General features: G+C 69.4%; 27 protein-coding genes. 16 read left to right on the top strand and 11 right to left on the bottom strand.

From position 1 onward, the window contains the following. Positions 1–63 precede the first annotated feature (63 nt). Both ACZYVJ_RS18370 and ACZYVJ_RS18365 read left to right on the top strand, forming a co-directional pair. The gene (locus tag ACZYVJ_RS18370) at positions 64–255 is read left to right on the top strand and encodes a CsbD family protein (protein WP_463832328.1); all 192 of its coding nucleotides are present in this window, start codon (positions 64–66) and stop codon (positions 253–255) included. A gap of 111 nt (positions 256–366) precedes the next feature. Then, positions 367–1857, top strand: a complete 1491-nt coding sequence (locus ACZYVJ_RS18365; protein WP_463832327.1) for an FAD-dependent oxidoreductase — start codon at positions 367–369, stop codon at positions 1855–1857. A gap of 2 nt (positions 1858–1859) precedes the next feature. On the opposite strand, the gene ACZYVJ_RS18360 is transcribed toward ACZYVJ_RS18365, so the two are convergent. Then, the gene (locus ACZYVJ_RS18360) at positions 1860–2060 is read right to left on the bottom strand and encodes a hypothetical protein (protein WP_463832326.1); all 201 of its coding nucleotides are present in this window, start codon (positions 2058–2060) and stop codon (positions 1860–1862) included. A gap of 236 nt (positions 2061–2296) precedes the next feature. On the opposite strand from ACZYVJ_RS18360, the gene ACZYVJ_RS18355 reads away from it, so the two are divergent. Then, a complete protein-coding gene (locus ACZYVJ_RS18355; RefSeq protein ID WP_463832325.1) occupies positions 2297–3535 on the top strand; it encodes a cytochrome P450 in 1239 nt (412 codons plus the stop codon). 86 nt (positions 3536–3621) lie between these two features. After that, complete coding sequence (locus ACZYVJ_RS18350; protein WP_463832324.1) at positions 3622–3813, top strand: CsbD family protein; 192 nt, start codon at positions 3622–3624, stop codon at positions 3811–3813. A gap of 56 nt (positions 3814–3869) precedes the next feature. Here ACZYVJ_RS18350 and ACZYVJ_RS18345 read toward each other — a convergent pair whose 3' ends face one another. From ACZYVJ_RS18345 to ACZYVJ_RS18320, 6 genes are read right to left on the bottom strand one after another with little or no spacing between them, the layout of a single operon-like run. Continuing rightward, positions 3870–5024: a glycosyltransferase family 4 protein gene (locus ACZYVJ_RS18345; protein WP_463832323.1), complete on the bottom strand. Its 1155-nt coding sequence runs from the start codon at positions 5022–5024 to the stop codon at positions 3870–3872. Between the two features lie 51 nt (positions 5025–5075). Then, positions 5076–5621: a DUF3592 domain-containing protein gene (locus ACZYVJ_RS18340; RefSeq protein ID WP_463832322.1), complete on the bottom strand. Its 546-nt coding sequence runs from the start codon at positions 5619–5621 to the stop codon at positions 5076–5078. 11 nt (positions 5622–5632) lie between these two features. Next, entirely contained in the window at positions 5633–7279 is a 1647-nt protein-coding gene (menD, locus tag ACZYVJ_RS18335) for a 2-succinyl-5-enolpyruvyl-6-hydroxy-3-cyclohexene-1-carboxylic-acid synthase (RefSeq protein WP_463832321.1), read from the bottom strand. 54 nt (positions 7280–7333) lie between these two features. Next, the gene (locus tag ACZYVJ_RS18330; RefSeq protein ID WP_463832320.1) at positions 7334–8122 is read right to left on the bottom strand and encodes an alpha/beta fold hydrolase; all 789 of its coding nucleotides are present in this window, start codon (positions 8120–8122) and stop codon (positions 7334–7336) included. Further along, positions 8119–9036 carry an o-succinylbenzoate synthase gene (locus tag ACZYVJ_RS18325; RefSeq protein WP_463833054.1) on the bottom strand — a complete coding sequence of 306 codons (918 nt, stop codon included), beginning with the start codon at positions 9034–9036 and terminating at the stop codon, positions 8119–8121. The genes ACZYVJ_RS18330 and ACZYVJ_RS18325 overlap by 4 nt, the downstream gene beginning before the upstream one ends. A 50-nt stretch (positions 9037–9086) precedes the next feature. Then, positions 9087–10691, bottom strand: a complete 1605-nt coding sequence (locus ACZYVJ_RS18320; protein WP_463832319.1) for an amidohydrolase — start codon at positions 10689–10691, stop codon at positions 9087–9089. Positions 10692–10791: 100 nt separating this feature from the next. Here ACZYVJ_RS18320 and fadD8 point away from each other — a divergent pair, with 100 nt between their 5' ends. Then, positions 10792–12393 carry a fatty-acid--CoA ligase FadD8 gene (gene fadD8, locus ACZYVJ_RS18315; protein WP_463832318.1) on the top strand — a complete coding sequence of 534 codons (1602 nt, stop codon included), beginning with the start codon at positions 10792–10794 and terminating at the stop codon, positions 12391–12393. 94 nt (positions 12394–12487) lie between these two features. On the opposite strand, the gene ACZYVJ_RS18310 is transcribed toward fadD8, so the two are convergent. Next, entirely contained in the window at positions 12488–13027 is a 540-nt protein-coding gene (locus ACZYVJ_RS18310) for a TetR/AcrR family transcriptional regulator (protein WP_463832317.1), read from the bottom strand. Positions 13028–13113: 86 nt separating this feature from the next. Here ACZYVJ_RS18310 and ACZYVJ_RS18305 point away from each other — a divergent pair, with 86 nt between their 5' ends. The 11 genes from ACZYVJ_RS18305 (at position 13114) to ACZYVJ_RS18255 (ending at position 22027) form a co-directional block, all read left to right on the top strand. Next, the gene (locus ACZYVJ_RS18305; protein WP_463832316.1) at positions 13114–14055 is read left to right on the top strand and encodes an aldo/keto reductase; all 942 of its coding nucleotides are present in this window, start codon (positions 13114–13116) and stop codon (positions 14053–14055) included. A 14-nt stretch (positions 14056–14069) separates the two neighbouring features. Then, positions 14070–14537: a nitroreductase family deazaflavin-dependent oxidoreductase gene (locus tag ACZYVJ_RS18300; protein WP_463832315.1), complete on the top strand. Its 468-nt coding sequence runs from the start codon at positions 14070–14072 to the stop codon at positions 14535–14537. A 13-nt stretch (positions 14538–14550) separates the two neighbouring features. Continuing rightward, a complete protein-coding gene (locus ACZYVJ_RS18295; protein ID WP_463832314.1) occupies positions 14551–15453 on the top strand; it encodes a 1,4-dihydroxy-2-naphthoyl-CoA synthase in 903 nt (300 codons plus the stop codon). Positions 15454–15492: 39 nt separating this feature from the next. Next, positions 15493–16383 carry an SDR family oxidoreductase gene (locus ACZYVJ_RS18290; protein ID WP_463832313.1) on the top strand — a complete coding sequence of 297 codons (891 nt, stop codon included), beginning with the start codon at positions 15493–15495 and terminating at the stop codon, positions 16381–16383. Between the two features lie 31 nt (positions 16384–16414). Beyond that, positions 16415–17047, top strand: coding sequence for a maleylpyruvate isomerase family mycothiol-dependent enzyme (locus ACZYVJ_RS18285; RefSeq protein ID WP_463832312.1), 633 nt, complete (start codon positions 16415–16417; stop codon positions 17045–17047). A gap of 21 nt (positions 17048–17068) precedes the next feature. Next, positions 17069–17476, top strand: coding sequence for a VOC family protein (locus ACZYVJ_RS18280; RefSeq protein ID WP_463832311.1), 408 nt, complete (start codon positions 17069–17071; stop codon positions 17474–17476). A gap of 97 nt (positions 17477–17573) precedes the next feature. Next, entirely contained in the window at positions 17574–18812 is a 1239-nt protein-coding gene (locus tag ACZYVJ_RS18275) for an anion permease (RefSeq protein WP_463832310.1), read from the top strand. Beyond that, entirely contained in the window at positions 18812–19111 is a 300-nt protein-coding gene (locus tag ACZYVJ_RS18270) for a hypothetical protein (RefSeq protein WP_463832309.1), read from the top strand. Before ACZYVJ_RS18275 ends, ACZYVJ_RS18270 begins: the two co-directional genes overlap by 1 nt. A gap of 56 nt (positions 19112–19167) precedes the next feature. Further along, positions 19168–19470 carry a DUF3349 domain-containing protein gene (locus tag ACZYVJ_RS18265; protein ID WP_463832308.1) on the top strand — a complete coding sequence of 101 codons (303 nt, stop codon included), beginning with the start codon at positions 19168–19170 and terminating at the stop codon, positions 19468–19470. A 50-nt stretch (positions 19471–19520) separates the two neighbouring features. Next, positions 19521–20630, top strand: coding sequence for an o-succinylbenzoate--CoA ligase (gene menE / locus ACZYVJ_RS18260; RefSeq protein ID WP_463833053.1), 1110 nt, complete (start codon positions 19521–19523; stop codon positions 20628–20630). Between the two features lie 35 nt (positions 20631–20665). After that, a complete protein-coding gene (locus ACZYVJ_RS18255; protein WP_463833052.1) occupies positions 20666–22027 on the top strand; it encodes a hypothetical protein in 1362 nt (453 codons plus the stop codon). A gap of 5 nt (positions 22028–22032) precedes the next feature. Here the strand turns inward: ACZYVJ_RS18255 and ACZYVJ_RS18250 are convergent, their stop codons facing one another. Genes ACZYVJ_RS18250 through ACZYVJ_RS18240 form a run of 3 tightly spaced genes read right to left on the bottom strand, consistent with a single transcriptional unit; the run spans position 22033 to position 25132 of the window. Continuing rightward, positions 22033–22695 (bottom strand): TIGR04282 family arsenosugar biosynthesis glycosyltransferase, encoded by a 663-nt coding sequence (locus ACZYVJ_RS18250; RefSeq protein ID WP_463832307.1) that lies wholly within the window; start codon positions 22693–22695, stop codon positions 22033–22035. Further along, positions 22692–23354 (bottom strand): glycosyltransferase family 2 protein, encoded by a 663-nt coding sequence (locus ACZYVJ_RS18245; protein ID WP_463832306.1) that lies wholly within the window; start codon positions 23352–23354, stop codon positions 22692–22694. Before ACZYVJ_RS18245 ends, ACZYVJ_RS18250 begins: the two co-directional genes overlap by 4 nt. A gap of 2 nt (positions 23355–23356) precedes the next feature. Then, entirely contained in the window at positions 23357–25132 is a 1776-nt protein-coding gene (locus ACZYVJ_RS18240; protein WP_463832305.1) for a DUF7159 family protein, read from the bottom strand. Positions 25133–25162 lie beyond the last annotated feature (30 nt).

Here is a 25162-nt window from a genome sequence, read left to right as displayed (position 1 = left end):
TGGCCCGGCAGGAAAAGGGGTAAGCGCTGTAGTACCACCCAGAACGGAATTGAAGGACACGCTATGAGCGCCGCGGATAAGGCCCGAAACAAGATGCGGCAGGTCACGGGCAAGCTCAAGGCGGCAACCGGCCGCGCCACCAACGACCCGGCGTTGGAAGCTGAGGGCAGGGCGGACCAGCGGGCGGGCCATTTGAGAGATGCCGGTGAAAAGGTCAAAGACGCATTCCGGCCCCGCCGGCGCCGACAGGTCTAGTCGGCAAACCGCCGCGGAACATCAGTCGCCATTAATGAAGTAGTCGATTACTCATCCCAGGCAGCACGGTGTGGACGCACAATTGGGTCTCTGCGAGGAAAGGCGCTCCCGATGTCCGCACCCCAGCACCGACCCGTGGAAACCTGCGACGTTTGCATCGTCGGAGCCGGCATCGCCGGGCTGAACGCCCTATTTGCCGCCAGCCGATACCTGTCGCGGGATCAGAAGGTGATTCTGATCGATCGGCGGGCACGCGTCGGCGGCATGTGGGTCGATGTGTACTCCTACGTCCGGCTGCACCAACCGCACCCCATGTTCACCGCGGGCAACATCGAGTGGACGCTCGGCGAGGACCGCAGCTACCTGGCTACCAAGTGCGAGGTGCTTGACCATTTTCAGCACTGCCTCGACGTGATGAGGGAGCGCGTCCAGGTCGACGAGTATTACGGCTGGAACTTCGAGTCGGAAGAAGAAGCGAACGGAATCGTGCGGGTCACCGCTGGTGCTGCCGACGGCCGGCGGCTTGTCATCGAGGCCAAGCGATTGATCAAAGCCTATGGCCTGGGAGTCACGCCCAACGAACCGCTCGACATCTCCAGCACGCGCGTCCATTCGGTGTCGCCCGACTACTGCGATGTTCGGGAAGGCGACATCGAGGAAAGCGATGCGCCGGTGTGGATCATCGGCGGCGGGAAGACCGCGATGGACACCGCACACGCACTGATCACGACCTACCCCGGTCGCGAGGTCAACCTCGTCGCCGGCCGCGGCACCTTCTTCTCCAACCGCGACACCCTGTTGCCGAGCGGCGCCCGGCGGTGGTGGACGGGCACACCGCCGAGTGCCCTCGCCGCACAGCTGAGTCGCCGGTACGACGGCACGAACGAATCACAAGTGCAAGATTGGTTCCGCGCCACCCATGGCACGTTCCTGACCCCCCAGGCAGACAACTTTGTGCTGGGAGTGTTGTCCGAGGCCGAGAACCGCACGATCTCCGCCGGGTTGAACGATCTCGTGATGGACTATTTCGAGGATGCAGTCGACCGCAATGGCACGACCGAGTTGGTGTTCCGGAGCGGATCGACGAAGACCATCCAACCGGGCAGCTGGGTCGTCAACTGCACCGGATACGTCAAATTCCCCGATGAATACCCGTACGAGCCGTACGTTTCGCCCAGTGGCGCAGTCGTTTCCATCAACGTGCGGTCGTCCATACTGCACTTGCCCGCGTTCATGGGGTATTTCCTGGGACACCTGATGTTCTTGGGCAAGCTCAGTGAGGTGCCGCTGTACGAAATCGATTGGCAGGCACTGCGGCAGAAGGCGCCGATGGCATTTCCGTACGTGCTCTTCGCGCTCGTCCAGCACAACCTCAGCCTGATCTACGACAACGTCCCGAGTCGCGTGTTCAACCAGAACGGCCTCGATTTCGACAAGTGGTACCCACTACCGCGCCGCCTGCCGAGCCTGGCACGGTTCATGCTCACGCACCGCCGGGAACGCCAGCGCCAGCGCCGTGTTCTCGACACAGTCCGGGAACGCTTCCAAATCCGTTGCGGCCCACTGGGCGCACAGCTGGTACCCGGCGCCACCACAATGTAACGTCAACGCAACGTCTCAGCCCACGCGATATGTCCTTCGTAGCCAAGCGTTTTCGCCATGCTGCGGTAGTCACCCCGCAATCGCGTGTAAGCGACGCCGTCACCCCGGGCGCGGGCCAGTAACGCTCGCAGCCGCAACCACCAAAGGTCGCGCAGCAGCAGACCCTCATCGGCCGCCGCGACCGCCGACCGGTCGATCGCCACCTCGGTGTCGACACGGATGAGAAATGGCTTTGGCCGGGGCTGTCAGCGGATGACACCGACGTTGATCAACGGCATTCACTCGATGCCGGTCCGGTTCACGCCCGGCTGCCCCGTGGGCGCTCAGTGACCCCGTGGGGACGGCCGCAAGACAGGTAGTCGGCTACGCATGTGCTGCGTCCTCGCGCCGATAAGACTTGGCGGCGAGAGTACTTCACCGATCAGCTTCGGGGTGCAAGATGACTATCACGATTGACGCGTCGACCTGCCCGAGCGTCTTTGATGCCGGCCTTCCGGCGATCGATTATGAGCGTTGCCAGAGCCTCGACGAGGCCCACCAGATCATCCGCCAGGCGCGACAACAGGCGTCGATCGCCATCGGCCCCCACGGGCCGGAGTTGCTGACGTACGAACTGGTTCGAACCGTGCTGCGCGACCCGCGATTCCGCGTGCCCCAAGGGATGTTCCTTGCTTCCCAGGGCATCACCACCGGCCCACTGTGGGCGCGCGTCGCCACGAACCTGATCAGTCTCGACGGGGCCGAGCACCACCGGCTGCGCCGACTGGTGTCCAAAGCCTTCACCCCACGAGCCACCGCCCGGCTGCACGCGACGATCGTCGAGGTGATCACCGAACTGCTGGACCACCACACAGCGTCGGGGCGCTGCGAGGTGGTTACCGACATCGCACGTCAATATCCGATCCCGATCATCTGTGCGCTGTTGGGGGCCCCGGCCCAGGACTGGAAGCTGTTCTCGGAATGGACCGATGACATCTTCAAGGCCTTCAGCTGGGAGGTCGCCGCCCACCAGCGAACCATTCTCGCCTCGTGGGATGAGCTCGACGCCTACGTCGACGACATGGTCGAACAGCGACGCCACAGGCTGACCGACGACCTCATCTCTGACCTGATCCGTGCCGAAGATGGCGACGATCACCTGAGCGCCGACGAACTCCGCATGCTCGCCGCGGGCCTGCTGATGGCCGGCACCGACACCACCCGCAACCAGCTGGCCGCCTCCGTGCACGCGCTGTGCGACCGTCCCGACCAGTGGAAGTTGCTGGCCGAGCACCCGGACCTCGCCAGCAGGGCGGTTGAAGAGACGATGCGGCATTCACCGATCGCAGCCGCCACCTTGCGCATCGCCCTCGAAGACGTCGAAATCGCCGGGGTGACAATCCCTGCGGGCACAGTGGTTATCGCGAACACCGCCGCCGCCAACCGCGATCCCGCCGTCTATGACGACCCCGACCGACTCGACATCACCCGCGTCGGAGCCCCGGCGATGCAGACGTTCGGCGCCGGCATGCACTATTGCCTGGGCGCCAACCTAGCCCGACTCGAGCTCGCCGAAGCCTTGGCGATCATGGCGCAGCGCATGCCCAACGCCCATCGCACCGGGCCCGCCCCATGGAAGCCCCTCACCGGGCTGAGCGGGCCGACCACCCTGCCGATCGAATTCGATCCCGCAACGTGAAGCCGAGTCCCGCGCAGGCGCGTGGCTCGCCGACAAAAAGGGTAACCGGCCGTTGCGGTTGAGTTGAACGAAAAAAAGGACACGCTATGAGCGGCGCGGATAAAGCCCGAAACAAGCTGCGGCTGCTGACGGGCAAGATCAAAACGGCTACCGGACACGTGATCCAGGATCCGGCGCTGGGAGCCGAGGGCAGGGCGGACCAGCGGGCGGCTCATCTCAGGGACGCCGGCGAAAAGGTCAAAGACGCCTTCCGGCCCCGGCGGCGTCGACAGGTGTAGCCGAGAAACGCCCGCGAGCACGGCTGCGGCTACCACGCCTCGGCATACTTCATACGCTACTGCCCCTGCGCGAAACGGGTGGACAGTAGTTGCCGCCGGACGAACGGCGACAGCACCGCTTCGTAATGGCCGAGGAGCTCGTCGCAGATGACCGGCCAGCTCCGGCCGACCACGCTGCGCCGGGCGGCCAGCGCGTAGCGCGACCGTTCGGCGATCAAATGTGCGACCGCGTCGGGCAACCGGGACTCGAACTCGTTGACGGCCAACAGCAGACCGGTTCGCCAAGGGGTGACGAGGTCACGTGGGCCGCCGGCGTCGGGGGCGATCACCGGCAACCCCGACGCCAGCGCTTCTTGCACGACCTGACAAAACGTCTCGTGCTCACCGGGATGCACGAACACGTCCATGCTCGCGTACGCCGCGGCGAGTTCGTCGCCGTATAGCGCGCCGGTGAAAACCGCTGTCGGCATTGCCGATTGCAGCTTGTCGCGGTCGACACCGTCGCCCACGATGACGAGCTGAACCGCGCCACCGGCGGCCAGCTCGATGAGTCGCTCGACGTGTTTCTCGGGCGCGAGCCGGCCCACGAATCCGACGATGGGCTTGCCCTGCGGCGACCACTGCGCGCGCAGCGCCTCGTTGCGCGCGGACGGCGCGAACCGCAGCACGTCGACGCCGCGCGCCCACCGGTGCACCCGCGGAAATCGATGAGCGACAAGCGATTCCATCGTCACACTGGACGGCGCCAGGGTACGGTCGGCGAGATTGTGCAGATGGCGGAACCAGGCCCAGGCGGCCCGGGCCGTCATCGGAATGCCGTAGCTCGCCGCAAAGCCGGGGACGTCGGTCTGATACACCGCGACCGTCGGCACCCCCAGCCACCGCGCCGCCCGCACCCCGCCATAGCCCAGCAGCGCCGGCGAAGCGAGATGCACCACGTGCGGATCGAATCCGCGCAACACCTTCACCAGCCGGGGCGTCGGCACGCCGAGCGGCAGGGTGGTCACCTTGGGGAACATCCGCGACGGCACCCGGTGAACCCGGATCCCGTCGTAGATGCGATCGGCCCGGGGCTGTCCGGGCGGGGTGTCGGGGGCGATGACGAGGGCTTCGTGACCCGTCCGGCGCAGATGCTCGAGCACCCGGATCACCGAGTTGCTGACACCGTTGACTTCGGGCAGGAATGATTCCGCGACGATGGCAACGCGCACATCACTACCGTGTCAGGGTCGCCTGTCGACAAGGTTGCCTGTGTGTATACGTCACGCGAAATTTGCAGGTCCGACACTTTTTTCGGCCGGGCTCGCCGGTGCGTCGCGACGGTCCAGCCACTTGTCCAACAGCGCCAGCGCGACCAGCATCGCCGCCGCGGCCAGCCAGCCCACCACCGCGATGGATCCGGCCGGGATGATCGCCAGCCCGGCGTTGCGGTGCTGCACGCGCACCAGGTTCGGGTCGTTCTTGTTGTACTCGACGTAGATGCGCATCCCGGTCGCCAGATGGGACGGGTAGAGCACGCCGAGCTCGGGGCGATAGGTGACCCGCTCAGGGGTGACGAATTCGATGGTGGAGCGGCGCGGCCCGGCGCTGAGCACCTCGGCCTGCGCGACGCCCATGTTGTGGGTGATCGCGATGTCGTCGCGCCAGGCGCCGGCCACCAGCAGCATCGACTGCAGCGTGACCAGGCCGGCCACGATCAGCACCGCAATGCGGGCCCACCGCAACGCAATCCGAGTCCGTGTTTTCGGCCGTTCGTCACTACGCCCATGAATCAGGATGCGCAGCAGCACTTTTGGAGATACCGCCATCTAGGTGCGCCTCACAGCGCGGCCTTGATGGCGGCGTGCAGCTGCCGCAGCGACGACCGGTCGGCCTTGACCTCCAGGACCCGCATCCCCGGCGCGGGTTCGTCGAGGGCCGTGGGCAATTCACCGACCTCGATCTGGCGGCTCTCGACATGGTAGGCGCGACACAGCGCGCCCACGTCGACGTCGTGCGGTGTGCCGAACACCCGCGACGACACGTCAGAGAACCGCGGGTCGCCCTGCTCGAGCAGTTCGAAGATGCCGCCGCCGTTGTCGTTGGAGACCACGATCGTCAGCCGCCGCGGCGTGGGCTCGGTGGGGCCGATCAGCAACCCGGAGCTGTCGTGCACGAACGTCAGGTCCCCGATCAGCGCGACGGTCCGCGCCGGACCGTCCGGGCCGCCGTCGCGTTCGTGGGCCAGCGCCGCCCCGATGGCCGTGGAGACCGTCCCGTCGATCCCGGCCACACCGCGGTTGGACCGCACCCGGATGTCACGGGTGTCCAGGCCGACCAGCGCCGCGTCGCGGACCGGGTTGGAGGCCCCGAGCACCAGCTGATCGCCGGGCGCCAGTGCTTCGGCCACGGCCGCCGCGACGTGCAGGCCGGTGGTCAGCGGGTGCGCCGCGAGCTGGCTGCGCACGGCGGCCAGCGCATGCCGGTTGGTGTCGGCGCAGCGCCGCAGCCACGCCGGGCTTGGCGTGCCGGTGGTGACCGCACGCGTCCCGGTGGCCTGCGAATTGCCCGAGACGTCCGGCCAGCGCGGCCCGGTGGTCAGCGCGAACACCGGCACGTGCGGATCGGCCAGCAGCGCCGACACCGGGCGATGCAGGGTGGGGCGGCCGAGCATGATCACCTGCTTGGGCCGCAGCAGCGGCAGCGCCAGCGGGTGCAGCGGGTTGGCCGGGGCGGGCGCAGTCGGCTCGGCGACGGTCGGCAGCTGCGCCAGGTTGGGCTGCACACCCGCCCCGTGTCCGGCGATCACGACCGTGTCGGGTGACAGGTCGATGTCCAGCGGCTGGTCGAAGCTGACCGGCGGCGTGTAGGTCCACGGCCGCCCGCCCGGGCGGCCCTGCGGCGTCGGCGCTTGAGGTTCGGGATCCGGCACCAGGGGCTCGCGCAGCGGGATGTCGAACTGCACCGGGCCGGCGTTGGCGGTGCGAGAGCCGGTGGCGGCCACCAGCACCCGGCACGTGGCCGATCGCCAGGTGGCGTTGAGGGCATCCAGCCGCTCGGGGGCGTCCTCGGCCAGGCCGAGGCTGATGGTAGCCCGCACCTGGGTGCCGAAGTAGCCCAGCTGCTCCATGGTCTGGTTGGCCCCGGTGCCCAGCAGCTCGTAGGGCCGGTTGGCGGAGAGCACGATCAGCGGCACCCGGGCGTAGTTGGCCTCGATCACCGCCGGGCCGAGGTTGGCGACCGCGGTGCCCGACGTCATGGCCACGCACACCGGCGCGCCTGCGGCGATGGCCAGGCCGATGGCCAGGTAGCCGGCGGTGCGCTCGTCGATGCGGACGTGCAGGCGGATGCGGCCGGAGCGGTCGGCGTCCTGCAACGCGAAGGCCAGCGGGGCGTTTCGCGAACCGGGGCAGAGCACCACATCGCGGACGCCGCCGCGAATCAGCTCGTCAACGACGACGCGAGCCTGTGTCGTCGAGGGGTTCACTCCTACAGCCTGTCACAGGCAGCAGGAACCGCACTCAGAGCTGGTGAACCGAGCTCAGCCCGTGGCCTCGTCGAAGAACTTGAGCATGGCGGCGTTGACCGCGTCGGGCCGCTCGAAGAAACCGAGATGGCCGGTGTCGGGGATCTGCACGTAGCGGCCGTTCGGCAGCGCGTCGGCGACCTCGCGGCCCAGATACGGCGGGGTGAGCACGTCGTCGGAGAAGCCGATCACCAGCACCGGGGTCGCGATGCTGCGGTAGGCGGTCAATCGGCTGGTATACGGCGCGATATCCAGCTGGGCGCGCATGCCGGGAGTGGACTTGACGGGCCAGGTGGAGAACATCGCGATCCAGTCGGCGATGGCGGTGTCGTCGTTGAGCGTCTTGCGGGAAAAGTTTTCCAGCAGGCGGATTTTGGCTTCATACGCGGGCGGCATCGCGATGTCGGCGTCGGCCAGCTCGGCCTCGGCGTCGCGGAAGAATTGCCGGGCCCGGTCCATGCGGCCCCGGGTGCCCATCAGCACCGCCGAGCTGACCAGCTCGGGCCGGGCCAGCATGAGTTCCTGGGCGATGTATGCGCCCATCGACATCCCGACGATGCGGGCCGGGGCCGCGTTCAGGCCCTCGATCAGGGCCGCGGTGTCGGCGACCATGGTCTGGGTCGAGAAGCCGTCCGCGTTCTCCGTGGCGCCGATCCCGCGATTGTCGAAGGTGATGACGCGGTATCCGGCCGCCAGGAACGCGGGCACTTGGTAGGGGTGCCAGGTCCGTCCGGCGCCGCCGTGGCCGGCGATAAAGACCACGGGCTCACCGGAGCCGCGGTCGTCGTAAGCCAGGTTGATCACTCGGTCGACGGTACAAGCAACCGATGGCAGGCCTTGACCCGGTCGATCCACCACTGCCGCCGCTCCGGCGCCGCGCGCAGCGCGTACATCCGACCCGGATCGGGCGTGACCGGGCCCACCGGCAGGCAGCCGTCGACGGGCGCGGCGTGCTCGGCGACGTCCTCGACGAACAGCCCGCCGGTGCCGAGCCCGCAGGCGTGCCGCAGTTGCGGCAAAGCCGCCGCGGCGGTCAGCCCGGCGGCGATGCCCACCGCCGAATCCAGCGCGCTGGAGACCACGACCGGGATATCGATCTGCGCGGCGATTTCGAGCATGGCCGAAATCCCGCCCAGCGGAGCGACTTTGAGCACCGCGATGTCGGCGGCGCCGGCGCGGACCACGGCCAGCGGGTCCTCGGCCTTACGGATGCTTTCGTCGGCGGCGATCGGCACCTCGATCCGCCGACGCAACGCCGCGAGCTCGGCGACCGTAGCGCAGGGTTGTTCGAGGTATTCCAGCGGGCCGTCGGCGGTCAGCGCGGCGGCCGCCGCGGCCGCCTCCTCGACGCTCCAACCGCCGTTGGCGTCCACCCGCACGGTCGGCACCAGTTCGCGCACGGCGTCGACCCGCGCGACGTCGTCGGCCAGCGTCTGCCCGGGCTCGGCGACCTTCACCTTTGCCGTGCCGGCCCCCGGGAAGCGCGCCAGCACCTCGGCCACCTGCGCGGCGGGCACCGCCGGCACGGTCGCGTTGATGGGCACGCGGTCGCGGTGGGTCGGCGGTGGATCCCGGTAGGCGGCCGCGATACCCGACGCCAGCCAGTGCGCGGCCTCGTGTGGCTCGTATTCGACGAACGCGCCGAACTCGCCCCAGCCCACCGGGCCGTCGATAAGCGCGACTTCACGGATGGTGATGCCGCGAAACCGCACCCGCATCGGCAGCGCCACCACGTGCAGGCGGTCGAGCAGGTCCTCGAGCGTCGGTGTCACGCGCCGTAGACCTGGCGACCCGCCAGATACGTCGCCCGGACCTCGAGGTCGGCGATCTGCTCGGGCGGAACGGTTCGCGGATCGGCCGACAGCACCACCAGATCGGCGTACTTGCCGACCTCCAGCGAGCCGATCACGTCGTCGGAGAACAGCTGCCAGGCTGCGTCGATGGTTTGCGCGCGGATCGCCTGCTCGACGGTCAGCCGCTCCTCGGGGCCCAGCACCCGGCCGCTCGGCGCCGTGCGGGTCACGGCCACGCTGATGTTGCGCAGCGGCTCCTCGGGCGTCACCGGCGGGTCGTTGTGCAACGAGATGCGCATCCCGGTGGCCACCGCGGATCCCGCCGGCATCCAACGGGTTCCGCGTTCCTCGCCGAACAGCCCGTCGACGATGACATCACCCCAGTAGTGGATCTGGTCGACGAAGATGCTGCAGGTGACGCCGAGGTCGTGGGCGCGCTGCAGCTGCTCGGGCCGGATGGCGCCGACGTGCTCGAGCCGCAGCCGATGGTCGTCGCGCGGATGGCGCTTGAGGGCCTCTTCGTAGACGTCGAGGATGGTGTCCACGCCGGCGTCGCCCTGCACGTGGCACGCCATCGGCCAGCCCAGCGGGAAGTAGGCGCCGACGATCTCATGCAGCTGCTCGGCGGTGTAGTTGGCGCAGCCGCAGGAGCCCGGCACCACGCCGATGATCCGGGTGGCCTCGGTGTCCAGGTAGGGGAACGAGAGGTCGATATTGCCGATCCAGGGCGACCCATCGACCCAGATCTTGATGCCCACCTGACGCAGGAGGTCGTCACCCTGCCCGGGGGTGGCAGCGGTGGACATCTGCGGATTGGAGATCTCGTAGGTGCGCAGCCGTACCGTGAGCCGCTCGCGCAGTTGCTCGACCACCGGCCGGAAGTTCGGGTCGAAGGCCATCTCCGAGCAGGTGGTCAGGCCGGCGCGGTTGAGCCGGGCGCATTCGGCGAGCAGCATCCGCGGGTAGTCGGCGAGATCGATGGCCCCGCCCAGCAGCGGGAACACCGCGCCGGTCTCCTCGGCGGTGCCGTCGAGTTCGCCGTTGGCGTCGCGGCCGTACCTGGCGCCCTTGGGGTCGGGGGTGTCGCGGTTCAGCCCGTGCAGCTTGGCCGCGCGCGAGTTGAAGTACGCCTTGTGCCCGGAGTTGTGCAGGATGACCAGCGGGCTGTCCGGCGCGACGTCGTCGAGCCAGCCCAGCGTCGGTTCCGGAAGGCCGTTCTGCAGCAGCGGATCCCAGCCGTTGAGGTAGGCGCCGTCGGATCCCCGCCGGGCGACCTCGCGGTGGATCGCCGCGACGACGTCGTCGGCACCGCGCATGGTGACCGGGCGGATGTCGACGATGCGGTCAGACAGCGCGACCGCCTCCATCAGCGGATGCCCATGTGCCTCAACGAAGCCCGGCATGACGCAGCCGTCACCGACGTCGACGGTCTGCGTGTCGGGGCCGGCGAACCCGGCGACCTCGGCGCGGGTGCCGACGGCGATGATCTTGCCGTGGGCGACGGCAAACGCCTCGGCCGTGGGCAGCGCCTCGTCGACGGTCAGGATGGTTCCGGTAACGACGAGATCTGCCAGCCCCATGGGGAGGGATCCTAGTGGGGTCGCCACGGGTCAGGCCATGATCGGCGGCGTCGCCGAGGGTGCGGCTGACCCAAATTGCAACACGTTCTAGTCTGACCACATGAGTGACGATCTGTTGCGCAACCCGACCCATAACGGCCACCTGCTCGTCGGCGCGCTCAAGCGCCACAAGACCAAGCCGGTGCTGTTCCTCGGCGACACCACGCTGACCGGTGGTCAGATGGCCGAGCGGATCAGCCAGTACATCCAGGCGTTCGAGGCGCTGGGCGCGGGCACCGGTGTGGCGGTCGGCCTGCTGTCCCTCAACCGGCCCGAGGTCCTGTTGATCATCGGCGCGGGGCAGACCCGTGGCTACCGCCGCACCGCCCTGCACCCGCTGGGCTCGCTGGACGACCACGCCTACGTGCTCAACGACGCAGGCATCAGCTCGCTGATCATCGACCCCAACCCGATGTTCGTCGAGCGCGCACTGGCGTTGCTGGAGAAGGTGCCCGGGCTCAAGCAGATCCTCACCATCGGCCCGGTGCCCGAGGCGCTCAGCGGCGTCGCGGTGGACCTGGCGGCCGAGGCGGCCAAGTACGACCCGCAGCCGCTGACCGCCGCGGACCTGCCGCCCGATCAGGTCATCGGCCTGACCTACACCGGCGGCACCACCGGCAAGCCCAAGGGCGTGATGGGCACCGCACAGTCGATCTCTTCGATGACCCAGATCCAGCTCAGCGAATGGGAGTGGCCCGAGGAACCGCGGTTTCTGATGATCACCCCGCTGTCGCACGCCGGGGCGGCGTATTTCCTGCCCACGCTGATCAAGGGCGGCGAGATGCATGTGCTGCCCAAGTTCGACCCCGCCGACGTGCTGAAAACCATTGAGGAGAAGCAGATTACGGCCACGTTCCTGGTGCCGTCGATGCTATATGCGCTGATGGACCACCCGGATTCGCACACCCGCGACCTGTCGTCACTGCAGACCGTCTATTACGGCGCGTCGGCGATCAACCCGGTGCGGCTGGCCGAGGCGATCCGCCGGTTCGGACAGATCTTCGCCCAGAACTACGGGCAGTCCGAGGCGCCGATGGCCATCACCTACCTGGCCAAGGGCGAGCACGACGAGAAGCGGCTGACATCCTGCGGGCGCCCAACGCTTTTCGCGCGGGTGGCGCTGCTCGGCGAAGACGGCAAGCCGGTGCCGCAGGGCGAGCCGGGTGAAATCTGTGTCAGCGGACCGCTTTTGGCGGGCGGTTACTGGAACCTGCCCGAGGCGACGGCCGAGACGTTCAAGGATGGCTGGCTGCACACCGGCGACATGGCCCGCGAGGACGAGGACGGCTTCTACTTCATCGTCGACCGGGTCAAGGACATGATCGTCACCGGCGGTTTCAACGTCTTCCCGCGTGAGGTCGAGGACGTCGTCGCCGAGCACCCGGCAATCGCCCAGGTGTGCGTGGTCGGGGCGCCGGACGAGAAGTGGGGCGAGGCCGTCACCGCGGTCGTGGTGCTGCGCTCCGACGCGCCCCGCGACGACGCCGCGATCGAGAAGATGACCGCCGAGATCCAGGCCGCGGTCAAGGACCGCAAGGGTTCGGTGCAGTCGCCCAAGCGCGTGGTGCTCGCCGACTCGCTGCCGTTGACCGGGCTGGGCAAGCCGGACAAGAAGGCCGTGCGCGCGCAGTTTTGGGAGGGCGCCGCCCGCTCCGTGGGCTGAGTGGTTGCGGGCGAGCGTGAAACTAACTGCACACTCGCGCCCGAACGTGAAACTAGTTTCACACTCGGCGGGGGATGGGACTCGGCGCTGACACCTACGCCGTGACGCCGGCGACCAGCAGGTCGAGCATGCGGCCGGTCTGCTCCGGTGAACCGCTGGCCAGGAAGATTCCGATCAGGCTCGACACCACGTCGTCGGCCTGCACGTCGGCGCGCAGGGTCGCGTCGTCGGCGCCGGCCCGCAGCAACATGTCGACCGCGCCGATGATGCTGTCCCGCGTCTGGCTGGGCGCAAGAGCGCCGGAAGCGAAGATCGCGGATAGCGACTCGGCCATGCCGCGCTTGGCGGCCACGAAGCCGGCGTAACGGTCCATCCAGCGTCGCAGGGCGGTCTTCGGTGGATGGCGCTTGAGCAGCTGCTCGGCCGCCGCGGCCACCTCGGCGAGCTCGGCCCGGTAGACGGCCTCGACGAGAGCCTCCCGGTTGGGGAAATGGCGGTAGAGCGTGCCGATCCCCACCCCCGCGTCGCGGGCGATCGCCTCGAGCGACGCCGAGCCGCCGTGCGCGGTGAACGCCGCGGTGGCCGCCTGCAGCAGCCGTTCGCGATTGCGCCGCGCGTCCGACCTTCCAACCAAAGCGGAGGTTCCTCCGTTTCTGCTACGCTGACCGAAGCGGAGGCTCCTCCGCATTTTCACCAGTGTGTCACGAGCCAAGGAGCATCATGACCGACAAGCCACAGCCCGGCGGTACCGGCAGGATCGGCACGGCCCCCGTCGCCCGCATGGGCTACGGCGCCATGCAACTGTTCGAGGAAACCACCGTCGACGACGCGGTCGCGGTGCTGCGCCGCGCCCTCGAGCTCGGCGTCAACCACATCGACACCGCGTCGTTCTACGGCCCCGGCGAGGTGAACCGCCGGATCCACGCGGCGCTGGCGCCCTACCCGGACGACCTCGTCATCGTCAGCAAGGTCGGGGCGCGCTACACCGGCGAACAACCGATCCCGCTGGCTCCAGCACAACGGCCCGCCGAGCTGCGCGCCGCCGTCGAGGACGACCTGCGTCAGCTCGGCCTGGACCGCGTCCCGGTGGTCAACCTGCGCCGGCTCGACTCCGGGATCGGTATGGCCGCCGAGGGCGATCAGATCGTCGACCTCGACGACCAGCTCGCCGAGATGATCGCCCTGCGCGACGAGGGCAAGATCGGCGCGATCGGGATCAGCAGTGTGTCGCTCGACGTGCTGCGGCGAGCGCTGCCCGCCGGCATCGTCTGCGTGCAGAACGCCTACAGCCTGCTGGACCGCTCCCAGGAAGCCACGCTCGAGTTGTGCGTGGGCGAGGGGATCGCGTGGGTGCCGTACTTCCCGCTCGGCTCGGCCTTCCCCGGGTTTCCGAAGGTCGCCGACAACCCGGTGGTCGTCGACATCGCCGGCGAGTTGGGCGTTACCGGCGCCCAGGTCGGGCTGGCCTGGATCTTGGCGCACGCGCCGAACACGTTGCTGATTCCCGGCACCCGGTCGATCGCCCACCTCGAGGAGAACATCGGCGCGGCCGGCGTCACGCTGAGCGCCGAGGCGATCGCCCGGCTGGAGGCCGTCGCCGCACCCGGCGCCGATCCCTGGGCGCACGGTGCCGAACCCTTCCTGGAGGCGCCCCGAACCTGACTACTGTGTCAGGCATGGGTACGCCCGACGGGCACAAGCCGTCCCTCAAACCGCCGTGGTGGCTGAAGCCGGCGAACAAGGTCGTCATCCGGATGTCGCGGCTCGGGCTGAGCTTCGGCGGCGAAAGCCCGGTGGTGCTGACCGTGCCCGGACGCAAGTCCGGGGCACCCCGCTCGACGCCGGTGACACCGATGACGGTGGACGGCAAACGCTATGTGGTGGGCGGATTCCCGGGTGCGGATTGGATCCGCAACGTCCGCGCCGCCGAATACGCGACGCTGGCCCGCGGCCGGAACTCCGAGCGGGTGCGGATGGTGGAGTTGTCGGCCGACGCGGCGCGGCCGTTGTTGCGGGCGTTCCCCACCGAGGTGCCCACCGGCGTCGGGTTCATGAAACGCTCTGGGTTGGTCGTCGACGGTCGCCCCGAGGAGTTCGAGGCGCTGGCCGGCGTGTGTCCGGTATTTCGGCTGGACCCGGCATAGGAGTTCAAACAGATTGAGTGACAACCCCTTTGATGCGCAGGCCTGGAGACCCGTGGACGGGTTCGGCGACCTGACCGACATCACCTATCACCGGCACGTCGACGATGCCACGGTGCGAGTGGCGTTCGACCGGCCCGAGGTCCGCAACGCGTTTCGGCCGCACACCGTCGACGAGCTCTACCGAGTGCTCGACCACGCCCGGATGTCCCCCGACGTCGGCGTCGTATTGCTCACCGGCAACGGCCCATCGCCGAAGGACGGCGGCTGGGCGTTCTGCTCCGGCGGGGACCAGCGCATCCGCGGCCGCAGCGGCTACCAGTACGCGAGCGGCGACACCGCCGACACCGTCGACACCGCCCGGGCCGGCCGGTTACACATCCTCGAGGTCCAGCGGCTGATCCGGTTCATGCCCAAGGTGGTCATCTGTCTGGTCAACGGGTGGGCGGCCGGCGGCGGGCACAGCCTGCACGTCGTCTGCGACCTCACGCTGGCCAGCCGCGAGCACGCCCGCTTCAAGCAGACCGACGCCGACGTCGGCAGCTTCGACGGCGGCTACGGCAGCGCGTACCTGGCCCGCCAGGTCGGCCAGAAGTTCGCCCGCGAAATCTTCTTCCTTGGCCGCCCCTACACCGCCGAGCAGATGCATCACATGGGTGCGGTCAACGCCGTCGTCGATCATGCGGCGCTGGAGTCGGAGGCAATCCAGTGGGCGCGCGAGATCAACGCAAAATCGCCGCAGGCGCAACGCATGTTGAAGTTCGCGTTCAACCTGCTCGACGACGGCCTGGTGGGCCAGCAGCTGTTCGCGGGCGAGGCCACCCGGCTGGCCTACATGACCGATGAGGCCGTCGAGGGCCGCGACGCCTTCCTGGAGAAGCGCGACCCGGACTGGAGCCGGTTCCCCCGCTACTTCTAGCGGCGGGCGCGCCGGCGCCACCGCCTAGACTCGCGTCACGTGAGCAAGAGTCCCCTCCGCCGGATCGCCGACCAGTTCGTGCTGGCGACCATGCGTCCCCCCATGGCGCCGCAGGTATTGGTCAACCGTCCGCTGATCAAGCCGATCGAGCTGACCGGCAAGCGCATCCTGCTTACCGGGGCCTCGTCGGGGATAGGCGAGGCCGCGGCCGAACAGTTCGCCCGGGCGGGCGCCACCGTGGTCGTCGTCGCGCGCCGCCAGGATCTGCTGGACGCGCTGGCCGAGCGAATCACCGGCGCCGGCGGTGAAGCGCTGTCGATCCCGTGCGACGTCTCGGACATGGACGCCGTCGACGCGCTGGTGGCCGACGTCGAAAAGCGTCTCGGCGGAATCGACATCCTGATCAACAACGCCGGCCGGTCCATCCGCCGGCCGCTGGCCGAGTCGCTGGAACGCTGGCACGACGTCGAGCGGACCATCGTGCTCAACTACTACGCGCCGCTGCGGCTGATCCGCGGGCTGGCGCCGGGGATGATCGAGCGCGGCGACGGCCACATCATCAACGTCTCGACGTGGGGGGTGCTGTCGGAGGCCTCGCCGCTGTTCGCGGTCTACAACGCCTCGAAGGCCGCGCTGTCGACGGTCAGCCGGGTGGTGGAAACCGAGTGGGGCGACAAGGGCGTGCACTCCACCACGCTGTACTACCCGCTGGTGGCCACCCCGATGATCGCCCCGACCAAGGCCTACGAGGGAATGCCGGCGCTGACATCGGAGGAGGCCGGCGAGTGGATGATCACCGCCGCCCGCACCCGCCCGGTGCGCATCGCACCGCGGATGGCGATCGCCGCCAAGGCGCTGGACACCTTCGGCCCGCGGTGGGTAAATACACTCATGCAGCGTCAACGCGTCCAGCCCAATCGCGATAGCTGAGCTGCGACCCGCTGAACCTTCGGGAGTTGCCATGTCCGATCTGTGGGCTACCATCGCCGCCGAGCGCGGCGCGCTTGCCGACGACCTCGCCGGCCTCACCCCGGCGCAATGGGATACGCCGTCGCTCTGTGCGGGCTGGACGGTCCGCGACATCGTCGCGCACCTGTCGGCGACGGCCTCGCTGAATCCGGCCACGTTCTTCTTCGGGATTGCCAAGGTCAAGTTCAACTTCGACAAGTTCGCCAACGACCAGATCGCCAAGCACCTGGGAGCCGACCCGGCCGCGACGCTGGCCGAGTTCCGGGGCTTGCAGAACTCCACCTCCGCACCGCCGGGCCCCAAAACCTCCTGGTTGGGTGAGGTGGTGGTGCACGGCGCAGACGTTCGCCGTCCGTTGGGCATCCCCCACGCCTATCCGCCCGGCGCCGTCCGCCAAGCGGTGGACTTCTACAAGGGCTCCAACATGCTGCTCGGCTCCAAGAACCGCGTCGCCGGTCTGGCGTTGTCCGCCACCGACGACGACTGGCAACACGGACAGGGTGAAGCGGTAGAGGGCCCGCTGCTGGCATTGTTGCTCGCCATGACCGGCCGGGGCGCGGCTTGCGACGATCTCGTCGGGCCCGGCGTGGCGACGCTTCGCAGCCGATGCGCCCAGGCGGGCTAGAGACGTGCTAGACACGATTTCATGGAGATCCTGGCCAGCCGGATGCTGCTGCGACCGTCGGACTATCAACGGTCGCTAGCCTTTTACCGCGACGAGATCGGGCTGGCTATTTGGCGCGACTACGGCGCTGGGACGGTGTTTTTCGCGGGCCAGTCCTTGCTGGAGCTGGCCGGTTACGGCGCTCCGGGCCCCTCTCAGCCGACCTTTCCCGGTGCGCTGTGGCTACAGGTCCGCGACATCGAGGCCACCCAAGCTGAATTGGCCGACCGCGGGGTGTCGATCGCGCGCGAAGCTCGCCAGGAACCATGGGGTTTGAAAGAGATGCACGTGACCGACCCGGACGGCCTAACGCTCATTTTCGTCGAGGTGCCGCCGGAGCACCCGCTACGGCGCGACACGCGAGGTGAACGAGAGGGAAACGCCGGTTAACTGACAGGTAACATATGGCGACGGTTCAAGGTACACCCGCGTTTCGGCTGCCGCAGCATTCGACAATGGAAACCTCCTACCACCAGAATCAGGCGCTGTGAACATCCAATTGTTCCTCTTGATCATTGTCGTAATCACGGCATTGGCTTTCGATTTCACGAATGGCTTCCACGACACGGGCAACGCGATGGCGACCTCGATCGCCAGTGGTGCGCTCAAGCCCAAAGCGGCGGTCGCGCTATCCGCGGTGCTGAACCTCGTGGGCGCGTTCATGTCCACCGCCGTCGCCGCGACGATCGCCAAGGGCTTGATCGACGGGCACATCGTGACGCTGGAGCTGGTTTTCGCGGGCCTCGTCGGCGGCATCGTGTGGAACCTGCTGACTTGGCTCCTCGGCATCCCGTCGAGTTCGTCGCACGCCCTGATCGGCGGCATCGTCGGCGCCACCATCGCAGCCGTCGGCGGGCACGGGGTGATCTGGAAAGGCCTGGTGTCCCACGTACTCATCCCGGCCGTGGTGGCCGCGATCCTGGCCATCGCCGTAGGGGCGATCGCGACCTGGCTCGTCTACCGGATCACCCGCGGTCTGGAGACCGGTCGCACCGAGGCCGGGTTCCGCTATGGCCAGTGGGGCTCGGCGTCGCTGGTTTCGCTGGCGCACGGGACCGGCGACGCGCAGAAGACGATGGGCATCATCTTCCTGGCGCTGATGTCCTACGGCTCGATCAGCAAAAACGAGGCCACGCCGCCGCTTTGGGTCATCGTCGCTTGCGCGGTGTCGATTGCGCTCGGCACCTATCTTGGCGGCTGGCGGATCATCCGCACCCTGGGCAAAGGACTGGTCGAAATCCAGTCGCCGCAGGGCATGGCGGCCGAATCCTCTTCGGCCGCGGTGATTTTGCTGTCCACCCACTTCGGCTACGCGCTGTCGACGACCCAGGTCTGCACCGGTTCGGTGCTCGGCAGCGGGCTGGGCAAGCCCGGCGGCGAGGTCCGCTGGGGCGTCGCCGGTCGCATGGGCGTCGCGTGGCTGGTCACGCTTCCGCTGGCCGGGCTCGTCGGTGCGGTCACGTACTGGATCGTGCACCTGATCGGCGGCTACCCCGGCGCCATCGTGGGCTTCGCGCTGCTGATCGCGGTTTCGGCCACCATCTACATCCGGTCGCGCAAGGTCAAGGTCGACCACCGCAACGTCAACGCCGAATGGAAGGGCGGCCTGACCGCTGGACTCGAAGATGCCGACGATCAGCACCCGCCCTCGGGCGCCGGACCCACACCCGCCGGCACGTCTCCCCGGTCCGACTCCGACGACCCCACGATTAAGGCGAACGCCTGATGAGTCACTTCAGCGACTGGTTCAACTACCAGGCCTCCCTCAAGATCCTGATCTTCAGCATGCTGGCCGGTGCCGCATTGCCGGGACTGTTTGCCCTGGGGCTCCGATTCCACGCGGTCAGCGCCGGACAGGCCGGCACCGATGGCAGCTCGCCACAGAGAAACCCGGCGCTGCTGGCGGTCGCGTACGCGATCTATGCGGTGGTGCTATTGGTGATCGCCTTCGCGCTGGCTTACATCTCCCGGGACTTCGTCGCGCATCACACCGGCTACCCGTTCCTCGGAGCCAAAGCGAAGTAGCATCGATTGATGCCCACGGATTTGCTAAGCCAAACACCGGGGGGTGTTGTCAGAGCGTGAACGGATTCCTCAACTCGATCGTCTCCTGGCTCCGCGCGGGATATCCGGAAGGCGTTCCGGCGACCGACACCTTCCCGGTGCTCGCGTTGCTTGCCCGCCGGCTGTCCAACGACGAAGCCAAGGAGGTGGCCTGCGAGCTGGTTCGGCGCGGGGAGTTCGACGATGTCGACATCGGCGTGCTGATCACCCAGATCACCGATGAGTTGCCGTCACCCACCGACGTCGAGCGGGTGCGGATGCGGTTGGCGGCCCAAGGCTGGCCCTTCGACGACGCCGACGAGGCCGGGGACCCCGCATAGCCGTACTGCGCGCGCTGTACGTCCCGCCGGGTTCGGCGGCATCGTCACTGCTGCCGGCGCTCGGGCGCGTACTGGACGGGCGTGAGCCCGCACTGGTCGCCCTGCCCGCGGGCGAGAACCGTGAGTCGGATGCGCTGCGGGCGGGCCTGCGCGTCGGGGAGGCCATCGACGACGACGTCGCCCTGGTCGCGGCGACCTCGGGAACCACCGGAATTCCCAAGGGCGCGTTGCTGACCGCCGCCGCCCTGACGGCCAGCGCGGTGGCCACCCATGACCGCCTCGGCGGGCCGGGCAGCTGGCTGCTCGCCCTGCCGCCCCACCACATCGCCGGCATACAGGTCCTGGTGCGCAGCCTGCTCGCCGGCTCGGCACCGGTCGAGATGGACGTCTCCGCCGGATTCGACGTCGCCGAATTGCCCGGTGCGATAAGGGCCTTGGGCTCGGGGCGGCGCTACAGCTCGCTGGTCGCCGCGCAGCTGGCCAAGGCGCTCGGCGACCCGGCCGCCGCGGCCGCCCTCGCCGAACTGGACGCCGTGCTGCTCGGCGGCGGACCCGCGCCACGCCCGGTGCTCGACGACGCGGCCGCGGCGGGCATCACCGTGGTCCGCACCTACGGGATGAGCGAGACCGCCGGGGGCTGCGTGTACGACGGTGTCCCGCTGGACGGGGTGCGGCTGCGCACGGTGGACGGGCGCATCGTCATCGGCGGCGCGACGCTGGCCAAGGGCTACCGCAACCCGGTCGACCCCGATCCGTTCGCCGAGCCGGGCTGGTTTGCGACCGACGACCTCGGCGCCGTCAGCGACGAGGGCGTGCTGACCGTCCTGGGCCGCGCCGACGACGCGATCAGCACCGGCGGGCTGACCGTGTTGCCGCAGCCGGTCGAGGCGGCGCTGTGCACCCATCCGGCCGTGAGCGATTGCGCGGTATTCGGGGTGGCCGACGACAGGCTGGGGCAGCGGGTGGTCGCCGCGATCGTGCTGCGCGACGGGGCGGCCGCGCCGACCCTGGACGCGCTGCGCGCGCAGGTGACCCGCACTCTGGACGCCACCGCCGCACCGCGCGAGCTGCACATCGTCGACACCCTGCCGCGCCGCGGCATCGGCAAGGTCGACCGGACGGCGTTGGTGCGCCGGTTCGCCGGCCCGAGCCATCAATAGGCTGTTCGTCCGTGAGGATCGCTCGACGGGAGGCAGTGCGCGAGGCGGTAGCGGTCACGGTCGGGGTGGTGCTGGTGGCGGCGGCGTTCGTGCTGCCGCGGATGAACGTAGGCGTGCGGCCGCGGCTGGACGTCGGCGCCGAGAAGTTCGCCACCCACGCCGGCGCCGCGCCGATCTTCGGCGACTGGCTGATCCACGCCGGCTGGGGAACCGGGCCGGCCATCGCCCTCGCAATCGCCGTTGTCGCGTGGGGGCCGATTCTGGCGCAACGCCTTTCGTGGCGGGCGTTGACGCTGGGCAGCTGGGCCACCGCGTGCGGATGGGCATTCGCGCTGGCGATGATCGACGGCTGGCAGCGCGGCTTCGCCGGCCGGCTGACCACCCGCGACGAATACCTGTCGCAGGTGCCCGGCGTCACCGACATCGGTGCGACCCTGCGCACGTTCGCCAGCCGGATCGTGGATTACCAGCCGAACTCGTGGACCACCCACGTGTCCGGGCATCCACCCGGCGCGCTGCTGACCTTCGCCTGGCTGGACCGGCTCGGCCTGCACGGCGGCGCCTGGGCCGGACTGCTGTGCCTAATGGCCGGCTCGAGCGCGGCCGCCGCGGTGGTGATCGCCGTGCGCGCGCTGGCCGACGAGCAGACCGCGCGGCGCGCCGCCCCGTTCGTCGCCCTGGCGCCGACGGCGATCTGGGTGGCGGTGTCGGCCGACGGCTACTTCGCCGGGGTGGCGGCGTGGGGCATCGCGCTACTGGCCGTGGCGGTGCACCGCCCGGTCCGCTTCCCCGCGTTGACGGCCGCGGGGGCGGGCCTGCTGCTGGGCTGGGGGGTGTTCTGCAACTACGGCCTGATGCTGATGGGGTTCCCGGCGTTGGCGGTGCTGGCCTCGGCCCAGAGGACGGCCAACGGCTGGGCGGACTGGCGGGCGATCCTGCGGGCCCTGGGCCCGGCGGCGCTGGCCGCGATCGCGGTGGCGGTCGCCTTCGCCGTCGCGGGGTTCTTCTGGTTCGACGGCTATACCCTGGTGCAGCAACGCTATTGGCAGGGCATAGCCAAATTCCGACCGTTCCAGTATTGGAGCTGGGCGAACCTGGCGTGCGTCGTGTGCGCGATCGGGTTGGGCGGCGTCGCCGGAATCAGCAGGGTGTTCGACTGGCCCGCCATCCGCCGCCGCTCCGGCTTTCACCTGCTGCTGTTGGGCATGCTGGCCGCCATCGTTTTCGCGGACCTGAGCATGCTCAGCAAGGCCGAGGTGGAACGCATCTGGCTGCCGTTCACCGTCTGGCTCACCGCGGCGGCCGCACTCCTGCCGGTGCGTTCACACCGGATCTGGTTGGCGCTCAACGCCGTCGGCGCGCTGGCGCTCAACACGATCATCCTGACGAACTGGTAGCCCGGCTAGAGGCCGACAGCGCGGGTGACGCACGCGAACCGGCTGGTGGGTGCGCAGGCGTCGCGCACCACCGCGACGTCGTCGATAAAGTCCACGTCGGCCAGCGCTTCAACGGTCGCTACGTCAATGCCGTTGTCGCGCAATGCTTTCAGGGTCAGATCACCGGTGTCGGGCGCGGACATCGGCACGGTACGCAGGCATTGCGCCATCGCCGGCTCCCCCACGCCGAGCACCCACCAGCCGCCGTCGCGGGCCGGCCCGAGCACCGCCTGCGTCTCGAGCAGCCGGCGCGCGCACCCGGCCAACAGATCCGCGCTCACCTGGGGGGTGTCCATGCCGATCTGCAGCACCGGAAACCCGGTGGCCGCGTCGGCGTGCGCGTTGGCGAGCCGGGCCGCGAAATCCGCACCGCGCTGGGCGACCACCGTGAACGACGCCAGGCGCTGCCGGATCTCGGCGGCGTTCGCCGCGCCGTCCAGGTCGCCGGCCAACGCCACCACCCGCGCGGCCACCGGGGCGGCCGCCACCGCGTCGAGCGTGTCAAGCAGTGCGGCGGCGGCGATTTCGGCGGCGACCCGGTCGCCGACGGTCGCCGCGAGCCGCGTCTTGGCCCGGCCCGGCTCGGGCGCCTTGGCGACCACCAGCAGGGTCACCGGCAGCTCGCTCACGAGATCACCTTCCAGAAGTCCAGGATCGCGGTGATGCTGCCCCGCAGCGAACCGCTGACCTTCGACTTGCCGCCCGTCCGCGGGCCGTAGCTGACGTCGAGTTCGACGACGCGCCAGCCGGCGGCCGCGGCACGCACCAGCAATTCCAGCGGATAACCCGATCGCCGGTCGGCGACGCCGAGTTGCAACAGCGCTTCGCGCCGGGCCACTCGCATCGGCGCGATGTCGTGCACCGGCAGGCCGTGTCGGGTGCGCAACCGCCAGCTCATGACGACGGTGCCCACCCGGGCCACCCACGGCCAGTGCAGCCCGGGTACCGGCCGGCGCCGGCCGGTCACCAGGTCGGCGCCCCGCTCCAGCTCGGCGACCAGCCGGGGCAGATCGCCGCCGTCCATCGAGCCGTCGGCGTCGATGACCGCCACGATCGGGGTGGTGGCGGCCAGCACGCCGGCGTGGACGGCCGAGCCGTATCCGGCCCGCGGTTCGGCGACGACGCGGGCGCCGTGCCGACTCGCGACCGCGGCGGTGTCGTCGGTGCTGTTGTTGTCCACCACCAGCGCCCGGTAGCCGGCCGGGATGGCGGCCAGCACCGCGGGCAGCGACTCCTCTTCGTTGAGGCAGGGCAGGACGACCGTCACCAGACCGTCGGCGTCGGGCACGCTCAGAACCCGCGGTGGGGGTGTGGCTCCTGGGGGAATATCGGCTGCGAGTGCGTCGGCGGCACGGTCTGCTGCGAGTGGGTCGGCGGCAGGGTCTGCTGGGTGTGCGTCGGCGGCGGCGCCTGGGTGGTTTCCCGGGTGCTCGGCGGCGAATAGGTGCTCGTCGGCGGCTGGTGCGTGGTGCTCGGCGGCGAATACGTCGTCGTAGGAGGCGAATACGTCGTCGTCGGGGGCTCGTGGGTGGTGCTCGGCGGCGAATACGTCGTCGTCGGCGGCTGGTACGTGGTGGTCGGCGGCGTGTAAGGCGGGGTCGTCGGCGGCGTGTAAGGCGGGTTGTAGGGGGGGTTGTACGGCGGGTAGTTCGGCCCCCACCCCGGGATCGGAATGGGAATCGGAATGGGCACCGGCACAATGGGATTCGGGCGAGGCGCCCAACCAGGATCGGGATTGGGCACGACACCGGGGTTGACCGGGGCCTCGGGGACGGGGGCGGGCACGCCGCCTCCCGCCGGGGGCGCGACCTGCTGGGGGGCCGGGACGTTGTTGGGGGCCGGGACGGTGCCGCCCTGGAATCCGGCGTTGGGCGCATCGGCCGGGGGCGGGGGCAGCGGCGCCTGCTGCTGGCTCGGCAGGATCGGCATGAACTTGCCCGGGGTGCCGTTCTGGACGCCCACCACCGGCTGCCGGCTGGCGGTCGGCTCAACGGCGACCGCGATCGCGGTGGCCAGCGACGCCAATCCGATGACCGCGAAGGCGACCACGGCGTTGCCGACCATCAGCGATCGCCGCGACAACTTCGTCGGCGCCTCCTCGTCGGCGTCGCCGTACTCGTAGTCGTCGAATTCGGGGTCGTACTCGTCGAATTCGCCCGGGTACTGCTCGCCCTCGTCGGCCATTGAATAGGCCAGCTGGTGGTCTTCAGCGTTCGGATCCGCGAACTCCGATGCCGGCACCACGGTCGTCTCGTCCCCGGTGAGCCCCGCCGCCGGGGCCATCGCGGTGGCTTCCCCGAACGCCGGCGCCATCGCGGTGGCGTCCCCGGCCGCCGGGGCCATGGCGGTCTCGTCACCCGTCAAACCGAGCGCCGGTGCCATCGCCGTCGCACCCCCGGCTCCCAGCACCGCCGCCGGCGCGGCGGCGATCGCAGCGCCGCGCGCGAGCGCAAAGGTGGGATCCTCGGCGACCCGCACCCGCATGGTCGACGCGTCGCGAAGCTCGTCGGCGACCCGGTTCAGATCGGGCGACGCACCGAGCAGATAGACATCCTGCGGGGCGTCGGGGTGGGCGCTCAGGTTCGCCATCATGGTGTGGAACGCCGCCGTCGCATCGCCGCCCGACGCACCCGCCAGCGGCTGGCTGGCCAACACGGTCGGCGGCGCGTCGGGGTCGCCGTCGCCCGAACCCACCATCGACAGCGTCGCGGTCGCGTCGTCCATCACCAGCGCCGCGCCGGGCCGGCCGGCCGCGCGCATCAGGGCGGCCACCGCCTGCGATTCCGAGAGCACCGCGACGTTGTGCACGCCCGAGTCCTCCAGCGCCCGCCGCAGCTGGTCGGCGGCGGGATGGTCGGTCCAGCACAGCCGGGTGCCGACCAGCCGGTGATTCTCACCGGCCAGCAGCCGGTTGGTTCCGACCACGGTCTCGGTCAGCGTGCCGATCGGATTGTCGGCAAGGTCGACGACGGATTGGTCGATCACGTCGGCCCCCTGCGCGCCCGACCCGACCAGGGCCAACCGCGCGACGGGTCCGGTGACCGCAACCCCCAAAACGACGTCCATCCCGGTTCTCCTTCGCGCCGGCTACCCCAC

This window comes from Mycobacterium sp. IDUB_3 (assembly GCF_055419585.1).
This window is presented reverse-complemented; position numbering and strand designations above follow the sequence as displayed.

Excerpts from the sequence above, each read along its gene's own strand:
- ACZYVJ_RS18320 (WP_463832319.1), bottom strand. The coding sequence starts at position 10,691 with ATGGGGCTGGCAGATCTCGTCGTTACCGGAACCATCCTGACCGTCGAC.
- ACZYVJ_RS18240 (WP_463832305.1), bottom strand. The coding sequence starts at position 25,132 with ATGGACGTCGTTTTGGGGGTTGCGGTCACCGGACCCGTCGCGCGGTTG.
- ACZYVJ_RS18350 (WP_463832324.1), top strand. The coding sequence starts at position 3,622 with ATGAGCGGCGCGGATAAAGCCCGAAACAAGCTGCGGCTGCTGACGGGC.
- ACZYVJ_RS18285 (WP_463832312.1), top strand. The coding sequence starts at position 16,415 with ATGTCCGATCTGTGGGCTACCATCGCCGCCGAGCGCGGCGCGCTTGCC.
- ACZYVJ_RS18270 (WP_463832309.1), top strand. The coding sequence starts at position 18,812 with ATGAGTCACTTCAGCGACTGGTTCAACTACCAGGCCTCCCTCAAGATC.
- ACZYVJ_RS18370 (WP_463832328.1), top strand. The coding sequence starts at position 64 with ATGAGCGCCGCGGATAAGGCCCGAAACAAGATGCGGCAGGTCACGGGC.
- ACZYVJ_RS18280 (WP_463832311.1), top strand. The coding sequence starts at position 17,069 with ATGGAGATCCTGGCCAGCCGGATGCTGCTGCGACCGTCGGACTATCAA.
- ACZYVJ_RS18340 (WP_463832322.1), bottom strand. The coding sequence starts at position 5,621 with ATGGCGGTATCTCCAAAAGTGCTGCTGCGCATCCTGATTCATGGGCGT.
- ACZYVJ_RS18305 (WP_463832316.1), top strand. The coding sequence starts at position 13,114 with ATGACCGACAAGCCACAGCCCGGCGGTACCGGCAGGATCGGCACGGCC.
- fadD8 (WP_463832318.1), top strand. The coding sequence starts at position 10,792 with ATGAGTGACGATCTGTTGCGCAACCCGACCCATAACGGCCACCTGCTC.
- ACZYVJ_RS18300 (WP_463832315.1), top strand. The coding sequence starts at position 14,070 with ATGGGTACGCCCGACGGGCACAAGCCGTCCCTCAAACCGCCGTGGTGG.
- ACZYVJ_RS18365 (WP_463832327.1), top strand. The coding sequence starts at position 367 with ATGTCCGCACCCCAGCACCGACCCGTGGAAACCTGCGACGTTTGCATC.
- ACZYVJ_RS18355 (WP_463832325.1), top strand. The coding sequence starts at position 2,297 with ATGACTATCACGATTGACGCGTCGACCTGCCCGAGCGTCTTTGATGCC.
- ACZYVJ_RS18325 (WP_463833054.1), bottom strand. The coding sequence starts at position 9,036 with ATGCGGGTGCGGTTTCGCGGCATCACCATCCGTGAAGTCGCGCTTATC.